The organism is Nocardioides epinepheli, from assembly GCF_037936805.1.
Classification (GTDB): Bacteria; Actinomycetota; Actinomycetes; order Propionibacteriales; family Nocardioidaceae; genus Nocardioides.
Genome location: NZ_JBBMMC010000008.1, coordinates 157,046 through 177,471, shown reverse-complemented (window position 1 = coordinate 177,471; position 20,426 = coordinate 157,046). Strand labels below are relative to the sequence as shown.

16 protein-coding genes, 2 tRNA genes and 1 other RNA gene are annotated in these 20,426 nt (G+C 71.7%); 14 read left to right on the top strand and 5 right to left on the bottom strand.

The genetic code is table 11. The features are described 5' to 3' along the window. Window positions 1-3 precede the first annotated feature (3 nt). Window positions 4-306 (bottom strand): type II toxin-antitoxin system VapB family antitoxin, encoded by a 303-nt coding sequence (locus WMR31_RS12905; protein ID WP_340539247.1) that lies wholly within the window; start codon window positions 304-306, stop codon window positions 4-6. A gap of 45 nt (window positions 307-351) precedes the next feature. On the opposite strand from WMR31_RS12905, the gene WMR31_RS12900 reads away from it, so the two are divergent. Next, window positions 352-2,103, top strand: coding sequence for a helicase HerA-like domain-containing protein (locus WMR31_RS12900; protein WP_340539246.1), 1,752 nt, complete (start codon window positions 352-354; stop codon window positions 2,101-2,103). A 29-nt stretch (window positions 2,104-2,132) separates the two neighbouring features. Here the strand turns inward: WMR31_RS12900 and WMR31_RS12895 are convergent, their stop codons facing one another. Further along, window positions 2,133-2,360: a hypothetical protein gene (locus WMR31_RS12895; protein ID WP_340539245.1), complete on the bottom strand. Its 228-nt coding sequence runs from the start codon at window positions 2,358-2,360 to the stop codon at window positions 2,133-2,135. 229 nt (window positions 2,361-2,589) lie between these two features. Further along, the gene (gene eccCa, locus WMR31_RS12890) at window positions 2,590-6,570 is read right to left on the bottom strand and encodes a type VII secretion protein EccCa (protein WP_340539244.1); all 3,981 of its coding nucleotides are present in this window, start codon (window positions 6,568-6,570) and stop codon (window positions 2,590-2,592) included. Between the two features lie 394 nt (window positions 6,571-6,964). On the opposite strand from eccCa, the gene WMR31_RS12885 reads away from it, so the two are divergent. From WMR31_RS12885 to WMR31_RS12860, 6 genes are all read left to right on the top strand, one after another. After that, window positions 6,965-8,329: a hypothetical protein gene (locus tag WMR31_RS12885; RefSeq protein WP_340539243.1), complete on the top strand. Its 1,365-nt coding sequence runs from the start codon at window positions 6,965-6,967 to the stop codon at window positions 8,327-8,329. 181 nt (window positions 8,330-8,510) lie between these two features. Continuing rightward, window positions 8,511-8,774, top strand: coding sequence for a WXG100 family type VII secretion target (locus tag WMR31_RS12880; protein ID WP_340539242.1), 264 nt, complete (start codon window positions 8,511-8,513; stop codon window positions 8,772-8,774). A 60-nt stretch (window positions 8,775-8,834) separates the two neighbouring features. After that, the gene (locus WMR31_RS12875) at window positions 8,835-9,131 is read left to right on the top strand and encodes a WXG100 family type VII secretion target (protein ID WP_340539241.1); all 297 of its coding nucleotides are present in this window, start codon (window positions 8,835-8,837) and stop codon (window positions 9,129-9,131) included. Between the two features lie 198 nt (window positions 9,132-9,329). After that, entirely contained in the window at window positions 9,330-10,712 is a 1,383-nt protein-coding gene (gene eccD, locus WMR31_RS12870) for a type VII secretion integral membrane protein EccD (RefSeq protein ID WP_340539240.1), read from the top strand. 2 nt (window positions 10,713-10,714) lie between these two features. Further along, window positions 10,715-12,166 carry a type VII secretion protein EccB gene (locus WMR31_RS12865; RefSeq protein ID WP_340539239.1) on the top strand — a complete coding sequence of 484 codons (1,452 nt, stop codon included), beginning with the start codon at window positions 10,715-10,717 and terminating at the stop codon, window positions 12,164-12,166. Continuing rightward, on the top strand, window positions 12,157-13,464 hold the full coding sequence (locus WMR31_RS12860) for a S8 family serine peptidase (protein WP_340539238.1): 1,308 nt from the start codon (window positions 12,157-12,159) through the stop codon (window positions 13,462-13,464). Before WMR31_RS12865 ends, WMR31_RS12860 begins: the two co-directional genes overlap by 10 nt. Window positions 13,465-13,524: 60 nt before the next feature. Here WMR31_RS12860 and WMR31_RS12855 read toward each other — a convergent pair. Then, a tRNA-Ser gene (locus WMR31_RS12855) sits at window positions 13,525-13,613 on the bottom strand. Between the two features lie 55 nt (window positions 13,614-13,668). Here WMR31_RS12855 and ffs point away from each other — a divergent pair. From ffs to WMR31_RS12820, 7 genes are all read left to right on the top strand, one after another. Further along, window positions 13,669-13,759: signal recognition particle sRNA small type (ffs, locus tag WMR31_RS12850), an RNA gene on the top strand. Window positions 13,760-13,834: 75 nt separating this feature from the next. Further along, a complete protein-coding gene (locus WMR31_RS12845) occupies window positions 13,835-15,931 on the top strand; it encodes a DNA polymerase III subunit gamma and tau (RefSeq protein WP_340539237.1) in 2,097 nt (698 codons plus the stop codon). A gap of 61 nt (window positions 15,932-15,992) precedes the next feature. Then, the gene (locus WMR31_RS12840; protein WP_340539236.1) at window positions 15,993-16,379 is read left to right on the top strand and encodes a YbaB/EbfC family nucleoid-associated protein; all 387 of its coding nucleotides are present in this window, start codon (window positions 15,993-15,995) and stop codon (window positions 16,377-16,379) included. A 56-nt stretch (window positions 16,380-16,435) separates the two neighbouring features. After that, complete coding sequence (gene recR / locus WMR31_RS12835; RefSeq protein WP_340539235.1) at window positions 16,436-17,032, top strand: recombination mediator RecR; 597 nt, start codon at window positions 16,436-16,438, stop codon at window positions 17,030-17,032. Then, window positions 17,029-17,625, top strand: coding sequence for a DUF5063 domain-containing protein (locus WMR31_RS12830; protein ID WP_340539234.1), 597 nt, complete (start codon window positions 17,029-17,031; stop codon window positions 17,623-17,625). Before recR ends, WMR31_RS12830 begins: the two co-directional genes overlap by 4 nt. 114 nt (window positions 17,626-17,739) lie before the next feature. Further along, complete coding sequence (locus tag WMR31_RS12825; RefSeq protein ID WP_340539233.1) at window positions 17,740-19,023, top strand: aspartate kinase; 1,284 nt, start codon at window positions 17,740-17,742, stop codon at window positions 19,021-19,023. Window position 19,024: 1 nt separating this feature from the next. Next, window positions 19,025-20,068 (top strand): aspartate-semialdehyde dehydrogenase, encoded by a 1,044-nt coding sequence (locus WMR31_RS12820; RefSeq protein ID WP_340539232.1) that lies wholly within the window; start codon window positions 19,025-19,027, stop codon window positions 20,066-20,068. A 270-nt stretch (window positions 20,069-20,338) separates the two neighbouring features. Here WMR31_RS12820 and WMR31_RS12815 read toward each other — a convergent pair. Beyond that, window positions 20,339-20,412 (bottom strand) — tRNA-Pro (locus tag WMR31_RS12815). Window positions 20,413-20,426 lie beyond the last annotated feature (14 nt).

Sequence of the window (20,426 nt, the reverse complement as noted above, 5' to 3'; positions counted from 1 at the left end):
CGCTCATCCGGCGGCGTCCAGGTCGAAGACGCGGGCGTGGAGCACGTTGCGCTGGTGCAGGGCGGCCCGAAGCGCCCGGTGCAGGCCGTCCTCGAGGTAGAACTCGCCCTGCCACTGCACCACGTGGGCGAACAGGTCGCCGTAGAAGGTGGAGTCCTCATCGAGCAGGGTCGCCAACTGCAAGGTGTCCTTGGTGGTCACCAGGTCGTTGAGCCGCACCTGCCGTGGCGGCACGGCCGCCCACGCGGAGGAGGTGAGGCCGTGCGCCGGGTAGGGGCGGCCCTCTCCCACACGCTTGAAGATCACGTGCGCGAGTGTAAACGCCCCGGGCCACGCCTTACTCTTCCTCGCATGACGACGACGCCCGGGGATGTACCCGCGGACCAGCCGCCCGCCACCGCCGATACGGCCGAGACGGCCCCGGACGCCGCCCCGGCGGACACCACTCCCGCCGCACCGCAGCCCGCCGAGCCGGCGGCGGCACCCGCTGCCGCACCTGCCGGCGACCCGGCGCAGCCGCCGGCGGCCCAGAGCCCGCTCGAGGCCGCCGTGGCCGCCGGCTACGCGTTCGAGGGAGAGGCGCTCGAGCTCGGGGGGCTCATGTCGGACGCCGAGACGCTCTCGCCCGTGCACGTACGCATCCCGCTGGGGATGCTGAACCGCCATGGCCTGGTGGCCGGCGCCACCGGAACCGGCAAGACCAAGACCCTCCAACTGCTGGCCGAGCAGCTCAGCGCCGCCGGCGTCCCGGTCTTCGCCGCCGACATCAAGGGTGACCTCTCCGGGCTTGCCACCCCCGGCGAGGGCGGCGAGAAGATCACCGCGCGGGCGGCCTCGGTGGGACAGACCTGGACGGCCACCTCGTTCCCGGTCGAGTACTACGCGCTCGGCGGCGTCGGCACCGGCATCCCGCTGCGGGTGACGATGACGGCGTTCGGTCCGGTCCTTCTCAGCAAGGTCCTCGGGCTCAATGACACCCAGGAGTCCAGCCTCGGCCTGGTGTTCCACTACGCCGACAAGGCCGGCCTGCCGCTGCTCGACCTCGCCGACCTACGCGCCGTCGTCGCGCACTTGACCAGCGAGGAGGGCAAGCCGGAGCTCAAGGAGTTGGGCGGTCTGTCTCCGGCCACCGCCGGCGTGATCCTGCGCGAGCTGATCGCCTTCTCGGACCAGGGCGCCGATGCCTTCTTCGGCGAGCCCGAGTTCGAGTCGGCCGACCTGCTCCAGGTCGCGCCCGACGGACGCGGGCTCATCTCGCTGGTCGAGCTCCCGAACCTCCAGGACCGGCCGGCGATCTTCTCCACCTTCCTCATGTGGCTGCTGGCCGACCTGTTCCACGACCTGCCCGAGGTCGGCGACATCGACAAGCCGAAGCTGGTGTTCTTCTTCGACGAGGCCCACCTGCTGTTCAACGACGCCTCCAAGGCCTTCCTCGACCAGATCGCCCAGACGGTGCGGCTGATCCGCTCCAAGGGCGTCGGGGTCTTCTTCGTCACCCAGAGCCCCACCGACGTCCCGGACGCCGTCCTGGCGCAGCTCGGCTCGCGGGTCCAGCACCAGCTGCGTGCGCACACCCCGAACGACGCCAAGGCGCTCAAGGCGACCGTCAACACCTATCCGGCCAGTGAGTACGACGACCTCGGCGAGGTCATCACCAGCCTCGGCATCGGCGAGGCGGTGGTGACCGTCATGAACGAGCGAGGCGCCCCGACGCCGGTCGCCTGGACCCGGCTGCGGGCGCCCGAGTCACTCATGGGGCCGTCGGATCCGGCCGCGATGGAGGCCACGGTCAAGGCCAGCCCGCGACACGCGAAGTACGCCACGGCTGTCGACCGCGCGAGCGCCCGCGAGAAGCTCGCCGCCCGCTTGGAGGAGGGCGCCCGCAAGCAGGCCGAGGAGAAGGCGGCCGCGGAGCGCGAGAAGGCCGAGAAGGAGGCCGCGAAGTCCTCGAAGCCGAAGTCGAGCCCGAAGTCGTCGTCGAAGTCCAAGGACGACGGCGGCATCGTGCAGGACGTCGTCCAGTCCAGCGCCTTCAAGGACTTCATGCGCACCGCCGCGCGCGAGATCGCCCGCGGGATGTTCGGCACCGGCCGACGCAAGTAGTCCCCGGCCGGATCAGCCGTGGCCGCGCGTCACGCGGTCCAGCGCACCGAGTCGTCGACGAGGTCGGCGAGTGCGTGCACGCCGCGCAGATCCGAGCGGTCGGCCAGCAACCGGGTCAGGCGCTCGGCGTGCCGGCTCCGGAGCTCTGTCCGGGCGTCCTGACGCCGTTCGAACTCGCCGGGGACGAGCGCGAGGGGCGGGGTCGAGGAGGCCGAGGGGGGCGTCGGGGCGGGGCTCGTGGTCGGGCTCGTGGTCATGGCGCCCAGCGTGCCGGGCGTGGTTGACGAGAACGTTGACGCCGAGTTACGTGCTGATCACGAGATCGTCGATGGCACACGCTCAGCCGGTGGTCGGTCGAGCCGCGAGCGGGCCGGACAGCCGACTGGGCGGCCCAAACCTGAACTTGTCGGCCGGGATATCGGCCCCCAAGTTCAGATTTCCCCGGTCGACCGGGGAAATCCCGCCCCGCCCGAACCCGCAAGCGGCTCAGAGGCTGGGCGGGCACCACGCGGTCTGGAGCGCCTCGACACCGCGCTCGCGGGTGATGAGGCGGCCCCGGCCGGGAGGCATGGGGGAGGGGCGCAGGTTGCCGAGCAGCGGACCCTCGTCGGGGCTTCCCGACAGCAGCAGCTGCGGCTGGGCCAGGTCGCGCATCGACTGGATGATCGGCTCGTACAGCGCCCGGGAGGCGCCACCGGAGCGGCGCGCCACCATCAGGTGCAGGCCGACGTCGCGCGCCTGCGCGAGCAGCGGCTGCAGCAGGGCGACCGGTGAGGTCTGCTGGGTCGCGACCAGGTCGTAGTCGTCGACCACCACGAACACCTCGGCGCCGTTCCACCACGAGCGGCTGCGCAGCTGCTCGGGCGTGACGTCGGGGCCGGGGATCCGGCTCTCCAGGTAGGTGGCCAGGTCCTTGATCGCCGGCTGCGCCTGGGTGGCCGAGGTCAGGTAGTTGAGCAGGTACTCCTCGGGCACCTCGCCCAGCAGCGAGCGCCGGTAGTCGACGACGACGAGCTGCGCCTCCTTCGGCGTGTAGTTGCGCATCACCTCGTGCAGGTGCGATCGGAGGAAGGCGCTCTTGCCCGAGCCGCCGTCGCCGAAGAGCAGCAGGTGCGGCTGGGACTCGGGATCGAGCGAGACCGGGGCGAGCTCCTTCTCGTTGATGCCGACGTAGAGCCGCTTCTCGGTGGAGCCGGTGGCGTCCTCGGTGACGCCGGCCATCTCCAGGATCGAGTTGAGCTCGATCTTCTCCGGCAGCAGCCGCAGCTTCGGGCCGGCGGGGCCCTGCCACGCGGCGTTGACCCGGCTGATCAGCTGGTCGACGCCGTCGCCGAGGGTGTCGGCAGCCGCGTCGCCGTCGATGCGGGGGAGGGCGCCGAGGAAGTGGAGCTTCCCGGGCACCAGGCCGCGACCCGGGCGACCGGACGGCACGAGCTGGGCGATCTTCCGGTCGATCTCGGAGTCGAGCGCGTCACCGAGCTTGAGCTCCAGCCGAGTCCCGAGGACGTCGCGCATCGCGGCCCGGAAGTCGGCCCACCGGGCGGCGCCGGCGAGCAGGTGGAGACCGAAGGTCAGGCCGCGCGAGGAGAGGGCCTGCAGTGCCATCTCGATGTCGTCGAAGTCGGTGCGCAGGGTGCTCCACCCGTCGACGACGAGGTACACGTCGCCGTAGCCGTCGTCGGCACGGCCCTGGGCCCGCCGCGTCCGGTAGGTCTCGATCGAGTCGATGCCATTGGCCCGGAAGTAGGCCTCGCGCCGGTCGACGATGCCCTGCACCTCGGCGATGATCCGCCGGACGACGTCGGGCTCCGAACGCGTTCCGACGCCGGCGACGTGCGCGAGGTTGCTGAGCGGCGCGAACGTGCCGCCACCGAAGTCGAGCACGAAGAACTGCGACTCCAGCGGCGTGGTGGTCAGCGAGATGCTCGCGACGATCGAACGCAGCATGGTGCTCTTGCCGCTTCGGGGGCCACCGACGATGGCGACGTGGCCGCTGGCGCCGGTGAGGTTGATCGTGAGGGTGTCGCGACGTTGCTCGCGCGGCCGGTCGACGGTGCCGAGCGGCACCACCAGGCCGCCGACGGCCCGCCACTGCTGGGAGATCAGGCCCAGCTGGGGGTCCTCGGCGAGGTCGGGCATCAGCTGGTCGAGCGTGTCGGGCTCGTCGAGCGGCGGCAGCCACACCTGGTGGGCCGGGAGTCCGTGGCCCTCCATGTGATCGACGGCGACGTCGAGGAGCGACTCCTGCGCGCCGCTCTGCTCGACCGGCGCGGGCGTCGCCTCCGGCTCGGGCTCCGGCTCGTTGGTCTCGAGGGTGAGCACCTCGGAGATCGTGAACGGCAGGATGCCGCGCACGTGGCCGCCCTCGTCGCGCGGCAGCGCGCGGCGCCCGGTGGCCGGCGGACCGGACACGTAGGCGGCCTTGAAGCGGGTCAGGGTCGTCGGATCCGGCTTGAGGTAGCCGAGCCCGGGCACCGGCGGCAGCTCGTAGGCGTCGGGAACACCGAGCACGGCGCGCGACTCCTGGGCGCTGAACGTGCGCAGGCCGATCCGGTACGACAGGTGCGACTCCAGGCCGCGCAGCCGCCCCTCCTCCAGCCGCTGCGAGGCCAGCAGGAGGTGCAGGCCGAGCGAGCGGCCGAGACGACCGATCGCCACGAACAGGTCGATGAACTCCGGCTTGGCGGACAGCATCTCGGAGAACTCGTCGACGACGATGAACAGCGACGGCAACGGGTCCAGCGGCTCGCCGGCGGCGCGCGCCTTCTCGTAGTCGCGGATCGAGGCGAAGTTGCCGGCCTCGCGCAGCAGCTCCTGACGACGCACCATCTCCCCGGAGAGGGCGTCCTGCATGCGGTCGACCAGGGTGAGCTCGTTGGCGAGGTTGGTGATGACGGCCGAGACGTGCGGCATCTGCGACATCCCGGCGAAGGTCGCACCACCCTTGAAGTCGACCAGCACCATGTTGAGCTGCTCGGGGGAGTGGGTCATCGCGAGCCCGAGCACCAGCGTGCGCAGGAACTCCGACTTACCCGAACCGGTCGCGCCGATCACCAGGCCGTGCGGCCCCATGCCCTGCTGGGCGGACTCCTTGATGTCGAGGTGCACCAGTCCGCCGGACTCGCCGAGGCCGATCGGCACCCGCAGCCGGTCGCGCGCCGGGCGGGTGCGCCAGGCGGCCGAGGGCTCGAACGCGCGGACGTCGCCGAGCCCGAGCAGGTCCATGAAGTCGGTGGGACCGCTGATCTCACCCGGCGTCCCGTCGACCGGGCCGGCGACCGCGACGCTGTGCAGCGGCGTCAGGCGGCGGGCGAAGGCCTCGGCGGTCGCGGTGTCGCACTGGTCGGCCTTGGCGCGGATCGGCTCCTCGCGCAGGCGCAGCGCCTCCACGGGCACCAGGCCCTGTTCGTCGGGTCCCCCGAGGAGCTGCAGGCGCAGTCGCGAGGAGTCCTCCAGCTCCATCCAGCGGGTCGGCAGGTCGAGGAGGGTGACGCCGTGCAGCCCGTCGGGCGGCACCACGTGGTTGCCCGGCGGCAGCTCGACGCCGTCGGTGATCAGCAGGATGTGCGGGGTGGCGGGGCGCTCGTCGGCCCCGAACCGCGGTCGTTCGCTCAGGTCGGGCGGAAGCAGCTGGGCGAGGTCGCTGAGGGAGGTCGTGACCATCCGCATCGGCCCGACGGCGTCGGTCTGCTCCTGGCTGAGCGCGTGCGGGAGCCACTTCACCCAGTCCCAGTGCGCCAAGTGCTCATCGGAGGACAGCACCGCCACGATGAGGTTGTCGGGCGACTGGAACGCGGTCGCCGAGCAGATCAGCGCCCGGGCCAGCGAGCGGGCCTGCTCCTCCTCGCCGCAGATCTCGATCCGGTCGAAGGCGCGCAGGTCGACCGAGGCCGGCAGGTCGGGCTGGGTGCGGTGGACCACCAGGAGCCGGTGCAGCGCGGACGCCGCCGCCGGGTCGACGTCGTCGATGGGGGAGCTCTCGGGCGGCACCAGCTCCAGGGCGAGCGGCTGGGCGCACAGGCCGTAGCGCACCTGGAGGAAGCGTGGATCGCTGGCCGAATGCTCCCAGACCCTGCTGCGCTCCTCGGCCAGCGCCGGGAGGGCGCTCGGGTCGGGGTGGTGCCAGGTCAGTGCCCGGCGCTGCTGGGTCGCGGCCTCGCGGGCGATCTTGCGGACGCTGGTCAGATAACGCAGGTACTCCGTCCGCGACCCGGTGACCTGTTGGATGCGCTGCTTCCGCTGCCGGTCGATCTGGACGATGATGAAGCCGATCGTCGCCAGCAGGAACATCCCGGCCGCCAGGAAGCTCCGACCGCCGCCACCCGCGCCGGTCCGGCCCAGGGTCGCGACGAGCACGATGGAGCCGAGGCTGCCGAGCATCGGGATCGCGTTCATCGCCACCCCGGCGGCGCCCTCGTTGGGCTGGATCTGCGGCGGCGGCTGGAGCACCAGCTGTCCACTGGGCATCTCCGGCTGCTCGACACGGGTGCCGCGCAGCGCGGGCGCCGGAGCGGGTACGGCGCCCCGCTCACCCGGACGCGGGGGACCACCGGGACCACCGGGGCCGCCGGGACCACCGGGTCCCGGGACGCCGGGCGGACGTGGTGGGAGGGGCAGGTTCGGCGGACCGGGCGGGCCCGGCGTGGCGCCTGGCCGCTGGCTCTGGATGCTGCTCACGCTGTGTGCCCCGTCGTCGTCCGATGCGTCCTCGCGGTACCCGCAGCCACGTCGCCGACGACGTCGGCGCTGCGAGCAGTGCCGCGAGATCCCGATGATAGGCAGGCCTCGATGCGGGTACTACTGTGCCCATGAGCGGGAACCGTGGCGGCCCGAGCGGTCCTAGTCGAGCGGGGGAGGCCCGGTGAGCCGAGCAGGCGACGTCGATGTCCTGTCGCTGAGCGTGCACGGCCCCGTAGGCGTCCTGGACCTGCAGGTCCCTGCGGAGGCATCGGGCATCGATGTCGCGACGGAGTACTCACGACAGACCAACCTCCCCGGGGTCCCGGTCCTCTACACCCGTCTGGGGCGGCCGCTGCCGCCCGAGGGGCCGCTGGCGGACCTCGGCGTGGTCACCGGCGCGGTACTGGTGGCCGACCTCGGCGGCGCCCCCGTGGTTCGCCGGGGCCGCACCGGCTCCGACGGCGGGCAGGTGCGCCGACTGACCCCCGGCCCTCTGTCGGCCCTGTGGTGCGCGGTCGCGGCCGTCGCCGCGATCCTCGGCGGCTGGCTCGCCGCGTCGCTCCCGGAGTCCTCGGACCTGCGCGAGATCACGATCATCGTCCTGATCGCCACCGCGGCCGTGGGCGCGCTGCCCGTCGGCCCGCTCGCGGCCCACCGGGTCGTCGCGGTGCCCGCGTTCGCCGGCGCCGCCGCCTTCGCCATCGCCTGGGATCCCGCGCCCGAACGGCTCCCCACCATCCTCGGTGTCTCGGGCCTCGCTGCCGCGGTCGCCGCCGCGGTCGCGCGCACCTTCGACCAACCGGGAGAGGAGAGCCTGCGGGTCTGGATGATCGCCGGGGTGTCGGTCTTCCTCGTGACGGGTCTGGCCGCCCTCGCCGACGTCGACTCGCAGGTGGTGTGGGCCCTGCTCCTGCTGGTGGCGATGCTGGCGGCCCGGTTCGTGCCGGTGATCGCCGTCGACGTCCCCGACCAGTACCTCCTCGACCTCGAACGCCTGGCGGTCACGGCCTGGTCGGCACGTGAGCGACCGAGCGGACGCCGCCGCCGCATCGTGGTGCCCCACCAGGCGGTCACCGCCGTCGTCGCCCGCGGCGCGCGCCTGGTCACCGCGGCCTGCGTGGCGATCCTGGTGATTGGCACCGTCTCGGCGGTCATGCTGCTGCAAGAGGCCACGGTGTGGATCGATCTCATCGGTGCCCGGCTCGAGGTGCTGTTCGCCGGGGGTGGCCTCCTCCTGGCCGCCCGCAGCTACCGGCACGCCGCGGCCCGAGCGCTCCTGCGCATCGCCGGTCTCGGCTGCTGGGCGGCGCTCCTGGTCGCCGTCGTGCCCGGTCTCGGCCCGACGCAGATCAATCTCCTCTCCTTCGGCGCGCTCGCGATCGGCGCCCTCCTGGTGCTCGTCGGCGTCGCCGCGGGACGCGGCTGGCGCTCGGCGTGGTGGTCGCGTCGTGCCGAGGTGGCAGAGGGAATCTGCGGTGCGTTCGCCGTCGGATCCCTCGTGCTGGCGGCCGGATTCTTCAGAGTCCTGTGGGAAATCACAGGCTGACGTTTGCGGCCAAATCGCCCGGGTATGAGGCTGGCTGTCCCGCTCGCGAGGATCGCGGCGGAAGATCAACCAAACCTCTCGGGCGGCGTCTGCCGTCGGGATCTACTAAGGAGACTGTGGCATGGGTTTCGCACCTGGAGAGTACGGACAAGGCGATGGAGTTCTCAGCCGCGGAGCAGGCATGGTCCGTGAAGCGATGCAGGACTTCACCACCATCAGCAACCGCCTGACCGACCAGATCGCGGCCGTGCAGGGCAAGTGGGGCGGCCAGGGCGCATCGGCGTTCTTCATCCTCCACCAGGCATGGACCGAGAAGCAGGGCATCATCGTCAAGGCCCTCAACGACTTCGCCGACCACCTCGGCGTCACCGAGAACATCAACCTGACCCAGGACGACGACGTCCAGGGCAACGTGAAGCTTCTCGAAGCGCGCCTGGGCCACTGAGCGCACCCGATCGACCGACCGACTTTCACGCACAGACTTACCTGACCTGAGGAGAACACGATGGGACTCGACGGAATCCGCGTTAACCACGCGGCCCTGGACCAGGCTTCGGCCGACATGTACAAGACCGTGCAGGACATCGACGAGCGGATGAACCGCCTCGAGAGCGAGCTCGAGCCGCTGCGCAGCCAGTGGGGCGGTGACGCCCAGCGCGCCTACGAGATCGCCAAGAAGAAGTGGGACGACGCCATCCTCCAGATGCGCAACCTGCTCGACGACAGCCAGAAGACGGTCTTCCAGAGCAACCAGGACTACATGGCCGCCGACAAGCGCGGCGCCGGCATGTTCGGAGGGTGACCACCGGCCCATCGCTGGGCATGTCACCACCACGCCGACGAAGGGGTCGACACCGATCGGGTGTCGGCCCCTTCGTCGGCGTCGACACCCGGTGTCACCATGGGGCCGGCGCCGGTGACCGCGCAGAATCGTTGAAGGCAGAATCGTCGAGGTACGCCTCGGTCACGGATCGGCCGATCGGACAGTGAGGGAGAGCAGATGAGCCAGGCCCCGGCGAGTACCTCCGGGTTGGTGCGCGTGACCATCGCGTCCGGCACCCGCCGAGTCGACCTCGTGCTTCCCGGCGCCGTGCCCGTCGCCGAGCTCGTGCCTGAGCTGGCACGCAGCGTCGGGCTCCTGGACTCCGCCACGGTCTACGGCGGCTACCGGCTCGTCACGGCCGAGGGGCGCCGCCTCGCGGGCGACTCCGGGCTGACCCTGCAAGGCGTCGAGGACGGCACCGTCATCACCGTCACCGCAGGCATCGACGAGCCCGACCCGCCGGTCTACGACGACGTCGTCGAGGCGATGACCGACGTCGTCGAGAACGAGCTGAAGCCGTGGGCTCCCGCGGCCGGACGTCGTACCGCACTCACCGCGGCCACACTCTTCCTCGCCCTCGGCGCGATCACCCTCTTCATCCAGGACACGCCGCTGGCCTCCTATGCCACCGCCATCGTCGCCGGGGCACTGGTCGCGGGCGCCATCGTGCTCTCTCGCGCGCAGGGCGAGCCCGAGGCCGCGGTGACGGTCGCGTGGATCGGCGTCGGCTATGCCGCCGTGGCCACGCTGATGTTCGTCGAGGCCAGCGACTCCGTCGGCAGCGGCGAGGGCGCAGCCGCATGGGGACCGCTCGCCGACCTGTTCGGCATCGGCGGCGCGTGGGTCGGTGGGGTGGTCGCGGCCGTCGGTGTCGTGTGCGTCATCGGGCTCGGCCCCGGTCGCACGCTGCTGATCCCGGCGGTCGTCGTCGGCGCGATCCTCGGCGCGAGCGGTCTGGTCGTCGACGGCACCTCGATCGACCCGGCTGTGCTGCTCTCGTGCGTGCTCACGTTCGTCGTGCTGGTGGGGAGCGTCTTCCCCTGGCTGGCGCTGGGCGCCACCGGCACCACCGTCGACCAGCTCTACTCCACCGCCGACATCACCGCCGACCCCGCCGACATCGATCCCTCGCGCGTCGCGGCGGATGCCCGCGTCGCCCACGAGATCCTCGTCGCCATCTCGGCCACCGTCGGGATCCTGCTGGTCATCGTCGCGCCGCTGGCCGTCGACCGCGGCCGCTACGGAACCCTGCTGGCCGTCGTCGCGTGCCTGGTGGTCATGTTCCGCACCCGCCAGTACCGCACCGGCTCGGAGGTGCTCGTGGGCCTGGTCTCCGGCATCGCCGGGCTCGTCGTCGTCGCGCTGTCGGTGCTCGTGCGCTGGCCCGACTGGCACCCGACGATCGCGGTCGTGCTGGCCGGCACGGGCGCCGTCCTGCTCGCCCTCACGCTGCTGCCGTCGGGCCCGTCCGTCCGTCGCGGGCGCTTCGGCGACCTGGTCGAGACCATCTCCCTGCTCGCCATGCTGCCCCTCCTCGTGCTCGCGATCGGCGTGGTCTGAGCGTGGCCACCAAGAAGGACCTCGTCGAGGCCTACTCATTCAGCAGGCGACGCCTGGTCACCGCCTTCGTGTCCGGCGCGCCCGGTGGACGCGAGGTCGAGCCCAGCCGGCCCGGCCGCACCATCGTCGGCGGCATCGCGCTGGCCGTACTGCTGGTCGCCGGCGCCCTGGTGCTCGGCATCTTGAAGTCGCCGACCACGATCGACTGGGACAGCCCCGGGCTGATCAGCGAGAAGGAGTCGGGGGCCGACTACATCCTCCTCGAGACCGACGACGGCGGCACCGAGCTGCGCCCGCTGGCCAACATCACCTCCGCCATGCTGATCCTCGGCCCCGACCTGGAGGCCACCGAGGTGCCGCGCGACAAGTTCGAGCGTGAGCGAGGCGCGCCGATCGGCATCCTCGGTGCCCCGGCGACGCCGCCCGAGGCGGCGAGCCTGATCCAGTCCGGCTGGAGCGCCTGCACCGGCATGGTCGGCGCGTCCGAGCCGACCGGGATCAAGATCGACCTTTCCGAGCAGAGCGCCGCGACGCCGGTGACGGACACGAGCTTCGTCGTCCGCACCAAGGAGGGGCGGGTCTACCTGATCGCGGAATCTGAGGTCGGGGCCGGCGCCCGTGGCGAGCGCGCCTACGCATACCTCGTGCCCGACGGGCCGAGCCAGGACGGCATCCTCCAAGAGGTCGCGGCGCAGAGCGGCACTGCGGCGGCCAACGTGCCCGAGACCTTCGTCGAGCTCTTCCCCGCGGGTAGCCCACTCTCGCTGGCCTCTTTCGGCCTCGCTCGCTCCGACCTCGGTAAGCAGTGGCCTGGGCGCAGCTCCGTGCCGGGCGCCGAGAAGGCCAAGATCGGCGACCTCCTCAGGGTCGGCGAGGACTCGATCTACCTCGTGCGTCCCGACGACGTCGTCCGGCTCGACCCCTTCTCGCAGGCGGTCTACAGCTCTCTCACCGTGCCGGCCGGCACCCGGTCGACACATCGGATCACCCAGGCCCCACCCGGCGCGCTGCCCAACTTCGCCGACCAGGCCGGCGTCCAGTGGCCGATCACGACCACCGGCGCCCAGCCCCGCGGCCAGCTGTGCGCGCTGCTCGACACTCCCGGCGGCACCCCCGGCGTGCGGCTCGCCACCACCACGGACGACAGCGAAGCATCCTCGGAGGACGTCGAGTTCGACTCCGTCGACATCACCGTCGACCCCGGGCACGGGGCCTTCGTCCAGTCCGGCGACTGGGACGACCAGGGCCCGACACAGCCGATCCTGATCGACGACCGCGGGTATGAGAACCCGGTCGGGCCCGGGAGCGAGGCCGAGAATCTCGGCTACGCCGACGTCGACCCGATCATCGTCCCGCAACAGTGGATCGCCCGGTTCCGCACCGGCGTCCAGCTCACCCTCGACGCGGCCCGGTGCCCACCGACGTCCACGCCGGAGAAGTCGTCATGCGTCTGAGGGGCGAGCCGGGTCTCCGTGCGGCCGCGACGATGGGCCTGCTGGCTGCGACGCTGACCCTCGCCGCCCCGGCCCCGGCGCGGGCGATCGACGGCAACGACTGCACGCAGATCAACTCCAAGGACACCCCGAGCGAGCCGGCCACCGACCCCAGCGAGCCGATGAAGCTTCTGCAGATCGACGAGGCACAGGAGATCGCGCGCTCGCTCAGCGGTCGCGCACCCGGGCAGGGGGTCGGCGTCGCCGTCATCGACTCCGGCGTGCGCGACCTGGCACAGCTGACGCCGGCCAAGGCGCTGCGTCCCGCCGGGTTCTCCACCTCCGCCGAGGAGGAGTACTACCACGGCACCGCGGTCGCGAGCGTGATCGCGGGCCAGGCCTTCGACGGAGGCACCGTGGGCATCGCCCCGGCGGCCTCGATCGTCGATGTGAAGGTCTACGACGCCGACTCCGACAGCGACGACCTCAAGAGGCTCACCCTCGACGGAGTCGTCGCGGGTCTCCAGGAGGTCCTGCCCGACGTCGGCACCGGGCCGGGGAAGGTCCGCATCGTCAACCTCTCGCTCTCGGTGCCCGAGGACACCCCGGAGCTCAAGGCGGCGATCGACGCGGTCACCGACGCCGGGGGGATCGTCGTCGCCTCGTCCGGGAACAGGCCCGCCGCGGATGCGCCGGGCAGCACGCTGGGTGCCTACGAGCCGGGCGAGGACCACGCCGACGACGTCTGGCCGGCGGGCTATGCCAAGAGCAACCCGCGGGTGATCGCCGTCGGCACCACTCTCGCGGCCGGCATCGAGGATGCCGGCAGCCCGCCCGGCGTGCTCAACTCCGCGATCGACGTCGTCGTCCCCACCTACGGCGCGGTGGCCTACGCCGTGAACGGCACTACGTGCTCGCTGGGGGCGTCGTCGACCTCGGTGGCGGCCGGCGAGGTGTCCGGCATCCTGGCGCTGCTGATGTCGGCCTTCCCCGACGACACCCCCGACCAGACCATCGCGCGTCTGGAGAGCACCACCACCGGAGGCTCGCCGCCGAGCGAGAACGCCCCCGACAAGTTCCGCGGCCGCGGGATCGTGCAGCCGGTCAACGCCTTGACCAGCCCCATCCGCCCCCGGCCCGACGGCACCGTACCGGGCAGCACGACGGTCGAGCAGGCGGTCCAGCCGGCGAACGTGCCCGAGCCCGCCCCCGACGTCCTGGCAGATACCCGGCGCCATGCGTTGTGGTGGGGCCTGGTCGGCCTCGGCGCGCTGGTGATCGCCGCGCTGCTGCGCCCGGTGCTGTCGCGGCGCCGTTGAGCACCCGGCCGCAGTGCGAAGATGGGTCCGGCTCCGAACCCTGAGGGCTCGGAGCCGGAGTGGCGGAGGATAGGGGATTCGAACCCCTGAGGGCTATTAACCCAACCCGCTTTCCAAGCGAGCGCCATAGGCCACTAGGCGAATCCTCCGTGCGGGAGCGTACCCGTCGGGTCGGTGCCACGACCAATCGCCTATGCTCGGGGCAACCCCCCGCGTGGCGACATCTCGCCCAACTCCCCCAGGGCCGGAAGGCAGCAAGGGTAAGTGAGCTCTGTCGGGTACGCGGGGGGCCTTCGCGTCTGTGGGCACCCGGGGGCCGGTGTCCTGTCCGGCCTGTCGGCTGTCGGCGCCGGTGGTTAGGGTCGGTCCCGTGGAATCGCCGCTCGCGCTCTATCGCCGCTACCGGCCCGAGACCTTTGCCGAGGTCATCGGGCAGGAGCATGTGACCGAGCCGTTGCGTGCGGCCCTGGGCAACAACCGGGTCAACCACGCCTACCTCTTCTCCGGACCGCGCGGCTGCGGCAAGACGACCTCGGCGCGGATCCTGGCGCGGGCGCTCAACTGCGAGCGGGCGCCCGTCTCCGACCCGTGCGGCGAGTGCGAGAGCTGCCGCGACCTGGCGCGCAACGGGCCCGGCTCCATCGACGTCATCGAGATCGACGCCGCCTCGCACGGCGGCGTCGACGACGCCCGCGACCTGCGCGAGAAGGCGTTCTTCGCCCCCGTGCGCTCCCGCTACAAGGTCTACATCATCGACGAGGCCCACATGGTCACCACGCAGGGCTTCAACGCCCTGCTCAAGCTCGTCGAGGAGCCGCCGCCGCACCTGCGCTTCATCTTCGCCACCACCGAGCCGGAGAAGGTCATCCCGACCATCCGCTCGCGCACCCACCACTACCCGTTCCGGCTGTTCCCGCCCAAGCTCGTGGCCGACTACATCGCCGGGCTGTGCGAGCAGGAGCAGATCGCGGTGGAGGCGGCCGTGCTGCCGCTGGTGGCGCGGGCCGGGGCCGGCTCGATGCGCGACAGCCTCTCGGTGATGGACCAGCTCCTCAGCGGCGCCGGCCCCGAAGGGGTCACCTACCAGCTGGCCACCGGCCTGCTCGGCTACACGCCCGACACGCTGCTCGACGAGGTCGTCGACGCGTTCGCGGCCGGCGACGGCTCCACGGTCTTCGGCGTCGTCGACAAGATCATCGAGACCGGACAGGACCCCCGCCGGTTCACCGAGGATCTGCTGCGCCGGCTGCGCGACCTCGTCATCATCGCCGCGGTGCCCGATGCGCCGGCCACCGGACTCATCGACGTCTCGGCCGACCAGGGCGAGCGACTGGTCGCGCAGGCCTCCCGCTTCGGCCGTGCCGACCTGAGCCGCGCGGCCGACCTGGTCGCCACCGGCCTCACCGAGATGCGCGGTGCCACCGCACCGCGGCTCCTGCTCGAGCTCATCTGCGCGCGAGTGCTCCTGCCGGGTGCCGACCACTCGACCCACGGCGTCCAGGCGCGCCTGGACCGGCTCGAGCGTCGCGTCTCCATCGGCGGCGTCCCGGCCGAGCCGACGCCTGCTGCGGCCGCGGGGCCGGCTGCCGAGCCGCAGGTGAGCACACCGCCCTCGTCCTCGCCCGAGCCGATCGCCCCGGCGCCTGCGGTCCCGGAGCCGGCGCCCCTGCCCAAGCCGCCCCCGGAGTCGACCCCGCTGCCGACACCGCCGCCCGAGTCGATGCCCCTGCCCACGCCGCCCGCGCCGCAGGCTGGGCCGTCTCGGGTCGCCGACGCGCCCGCGGAGCCGGCGGAGTCCGCGTCCGCGCCGGAGCCGGCCGGCAACGGACTCACCCTGGTCGACGTCCGTCGGCTCTGGCCCGACATCATCGAGGCCACCAAGCAGCGCCGCCGGATCACCTGGATCCACCTCTCGCAGAATGCGCAGGTCGTCGCGGTCGAGGGGTCCACGCTGACCCTCGGCTTCGCCAATGGCGGCGCCCGCGACTCCTTCGAGACCGGCGGCAGCCCCGAGATCGTGCGGCAGGCCGTCATCGACGTGATCGGCGCCGACTTCCGGATCGAGACGATCATCGACCCCGGCGCCGACGCCACCGCGGGCCTCCCGGCCGCGACCCGGGAGCCGGCCGTCCGCGAGCCCGAGCGGCGCGCCCCCGAGCCTGCTGTCCCCGAGCCGCCGCGTCAGCAGGCGCCGCCGGACGACCCCCCGCCGTGGGCCACCGACGAACCCGAGTCGGCCTCGCCCGACTGGGCCGCGCCCGACCCGGATCAGCCCGAACGAGTCAGCGGCCGGGACGCGCTGCGCCAGGTCCGCACCGACCAGGACGCCCCCGAGGCGCCGCCCCGCGACCCTGACGCCGACGCCAGCCCCGACGATCTGGACGCCGACTCCGAGGCACTCGGTACCGACGATCTCCTGGCCCGTGAACTCGGCGCCCAGGTGATCGAGGAGATCCCGCACCAGTGACACGGGACCTGAGTCCGGTCGAACACCACCTCGCCACACACACCACCATGGGAGCCAGCAGATGACCGACAACCCCTTCGACGGCAGCGGCGGCTTCGACATGAACGCCCTGCTCGCCCAGGCCCAGCAGATGCAGAGCCAGCTCATGGAGGCCCAGGAGCGGCTCGCCGCCTCGGTCATCGAGGGGAAGGTCGCCGGCGTCACGGTGAAGGTGAACGGGACCGGCGACCTCATCGCCATCGACATCGCACCCGGCACCGTCGACGGCGAGGACGCCGAGTCGCTCACCGATCTCGGCGACCTCATCGTCGCCGCCTACCGCGATGCCAAGGCACGGGTCGACGCCGCGGCCGCCGAGGCGCTCGGGCCGCTCGCCGGTGGCGGCGGCCTGCCCGGCATGCCCGACCTCGGCGGCGGCGGTGCCGCACCGGGTCAGCTCGGATTCTGAGAGTCCGCACCGCCCGGTGTGCCGGTGCCGTCGGTGCGGGCATCTAGGCTGACCGCGTGTACGAAGGCGTGGTCCAAGACCTGATCGACGAGCTCGGCCGGTTACCCGGGGTGGGGCCCAAGAGCGCGCAGCGGATCGCGTTCCACCTGCTCCAGGCCGACCCCGCCGACGTCCGTCGTCTCTCCGACGTGCTCGTCGAGGTGAAGGCCAAGGTCCGCTTCTGCGACACCTGCTTCAACGTCTCGGAGTCCGAGAAGTGCCGCATCTGCGCCGACCCGCGGCGCGACCCGAGCGTGCTGTGCGTGGTCGAGGAGTACAAGGACGTCGTCGCCATCGAGCGCACCCGGGAGTTCCGGGGCCGCTATCACGTGCTCGGGGGCGCGATCTCGCCGATCGACGGCGTCGGCCCCGACCAGCTGCGCATCCGCGAGCTCATGGCGAGGCTCGCCGACGGCGAGCTCACCGAGATCATCCTCGCCACCGACCCGAACCTCGAGGGTGAGGCGACCGCGACGTATCTCACCCGTCAATTGCGCCCCCTGGGGTTGCGCGTCACCCGCCTGGCGAGTGGACTGCCGGTGGGCGGAGATCTCGAGTACGCCGACGAGGTGACCCTCGGTCGGGCGTTCGTAGGAAGGCAGGCAGCACCATGACCCCCGACAACCAGGCGACCGTGGCGGGCTCCGAGGACCCCGAGCTCGACGAGTTCGCCCAGCAGATCGCCGACTCCGTCTCGAGCTTCCTCCTCGCCCTGCGCGCCATCGCGCGTGAGCCCGACGACGCCCGCGCCATCTCGCTGCTCCTGCTCGAGATCAGTCAGGTGCTGCTCACGGGTGCCCGACTCGGCGTCCAGCACGACTTCACGCCGCCGGGGGAGTACCAGCCCGACGTCGGGCCCGAGGCCGACGTCGAGGAGATGCGACTGCGGCTGGCCGACATGCTGGGCGACCTCGACACCTACAGCTTCGTCTTCGACCCCTACGTGCCCGAGGTCGTGGCCAGTCAGCTGTCCGACGATCTCACCAGCATCGCCACCGATCTGGAGAACGGCCTGCGCCACTACCGCTCGGGCCACGTCGACGAGGCCCTGTGGTGGTGGCAGTTCTCCTACGTCTCCTCGTGGGGCAACCTCGCCGGCGCCGCGCTCAAGGCGCTGCTCTCGGTGATCGCCCACGACCGTCTCGACGTCGACAACGAGTCCGAGCTCGAGCAGATCGAGGCTGCCGAGGCCGTCCTCGAGCAGTAGGCCGCCCCGCGGCGTCCCGAACGCCGAGTCGGCGCGTGGACACCGGTCGGGGCGGGCCGGGGCGGCGCCTAGAATCGGGGGCTGTAGTCGTCCCCGAAACCAGGAGTGAGCCCGGTGGGCATTGTCGTGCAGAAGTACGGCGGATCCTCGGTCGCCGACGCCGATGCGATCAAGCGGGTCGCGGGGCGCATCGTCGAGGCCAAGCGTGAGGGTCACGACGTCGTCGTGGCGGTCTCCGCGATGGGTGACAGCACCGACAACCTGCTCGATCTGGCCGGGCGCGTCAGCCCGCTGCCGCCGGCCCGCGAGCTCGACATGCTCCTCACCGCCGGTGAGCGCATCTCGATGGCGCTGGTCGCGATGGCCATCTCCGACCTCGGTTACAGCGCCCGCTCCTTCACCGGCTCGCAGGCCGGCGTGATCACCGACTCGGTGCACGGCAAGGCGAAGATCATCGACGTCACCCCCGGCCGGATCCGCTCGGCTCTCGAGGACGGCCACATCGTGATCGTGGCCGGATTCCAGGGGGTCTCGCAGGACACCAAGGAGATCACCACGCTCGGGCGCGGTGGGACCGACACCACGGCCGTCGCGCTGGCCGCTGCCCTGGACGCCGACGTGTGCGAGATCTACACCGACGTCGACGGCGTCTTCACCGCCGACCCGCGCATCGTCCCCGCCGCGCGCAAGCTCGACATGGTGACCTACGAGGAGATGCTCGAGCTGGCCGCCAGCGGCGCGAAGATCCTCCATCTGCGGTGCGTCGAGTACGCCCGCCGCTACAACATCCCGATCCACGTCCGCTCGTCGTTCAGCCACCTCGACGGCACCATCGTCCGAGGCAGCATCGACGACGAGGAGCACCAGGAGAACAGCATGGAAGCAGCGATCATCGCCGGCGTCGCCCACGACCGCAGCGAGGCCAAGATCACCGTGGTCGGCGTGCCCGACAAGGTCGGCGAGGCGGCCCGGATCTTCACCGCGCTGGCCGACGCCCAGATCAACCTCGACATGATCGTGCAGAACGTCTCGGCCGCCGACACGTTCCTCACCGACATCTCCTTCACGCTGCCGCACAGTGACGGCGCCACCGCGATGGCCGCGCTCGAGGCGCTGCGTCCCGAGATCGGCTTCGAGTCGCTGCTCTACAACGAGAAGATCGGCAAGGTCTCCCTCATCGGAGCCGGCATGCGCTCGCACCCCGGCGTCACCGCGAAGTTCTTCTCCTCCATCGCCGAGGCCGGGGTGAACATCGGGATGATCTCCACCTCCGAGATCCGGATCTCGGTCGTCGTCGACGAGCAGGACGTCGACGCCGCGGTGGCCGCCACGCACACCGCGTTCGACCTGGACGCCGACGAGGTCGAGGCCGTGGTGTACGGCGGGACGGGACGCTGACATGGGTGCATCCATCGGCATCGTCGGCGCTACCGGACAGGTGGGCGTCGCCATGCGGCAGATCCTCGAGGAGCGGGCCTTCCCCGCCGACGAGGTCCGCTTCTTCGCCTCCGCGCGCTCGGCCGGATCGGTCCTGCCCTTCGCGGGCCGCGAGATCGTGGTCGAGGACGCCGCCACCGCGGACCCGTCCGGGCTCGACATCGCGCTGTTCTCGGCCGGCGCGACCACCTCCCGCGCACAGGCGCCACGGTTCGCGGAGGCCGGGGCGGTCGTGGTCGACAACTCCTCCGCCTTCCGGATGGACCCCGAGATCCCGCTGGTGGTCTCCGAGGTCAACCCGGGCGACATCGCTCTCGCCACCGGGCCTGGCGGCCGCCGCATCATCGCCAACCCCAACTGCACGACCATGGCCGCGATGCCGGTGCTCAAGCCGTTGCACGACGACGCCGGCCTCGTCCGACTGATCGCCTCCACCTACCAGGCGGTCTCCGGTTCCGGTGTCGCCGGCGTCGAGGAGCTGTCCGGACAGATCGCCGCGGGCGGCGACAAGGCGCGCGAGCTGGCCTACGACGGCGGCGCAGTCGACTTCCCCGAGCCGGCGAAGTACGCCCGCACGATCGCCTACAACGTCCTGCCGATGGCGGGCTCCATCGTCGACGACGGGCTGCACGAGACCGACGAGGAGCAGAAGCTGCGCAACGAGTCGCGCAAGATCCTCGGCATCCCCGACCTGCGGGTCTCCGGCATCTGCGTGCGGGTTCCGGTCTTCACCGGACACTCCCTGGCGATCAACGCCGAGTTCGCGCGGCCGATGCCGGTCGAACGAGCCCGGGAGCTGCTCGCCGGAGCGCCGGGCGTCGAGCTGTCCGACATCCCCACCCCGCTCCAGGCAGCCGGCCAGGACCCCTCCTACGTCGGCCGCATCCGCCAGGACCCTGGCGTCGACGACCACCGTGGCCTCGCGCTGTTCATCTCCAACGACAACCTGCGCAAGGGCGCGGCCCTGAACACGGTGCAGATCGCGGAGCTGCTCGCGGCGCGCTGATCGACGGTGATCGCGGCGAGCGTGTCGGCCGCCGGGCACCCTGTCGCGCTTGCTGCGGGAGGCGAGTCGGTGCGTCGAGCCCGAAGGAACGCCGGCGGCGTCGACCCGACTGGGCGGCCCAAACCTGAACTTGTCGGCCGGGGTATCGGCCACCAAGTTCATATTTCCCCGGTCGACCGGGGAAATCCCGCCCCGCCCCGCCCGGCCCCGCGAGCCGCGAGAACCAGAAGATCCCCTGCCCGGATGAACCGGTCAGGGGATCTTCCTCTGTCGGGCTGACAGGATTTGAACCTGCGGCCTCTTCGTCCCGAACGAAGCGCGCTACCAAGCTGCGCCACAGCCCGATGTGGGCCGACCG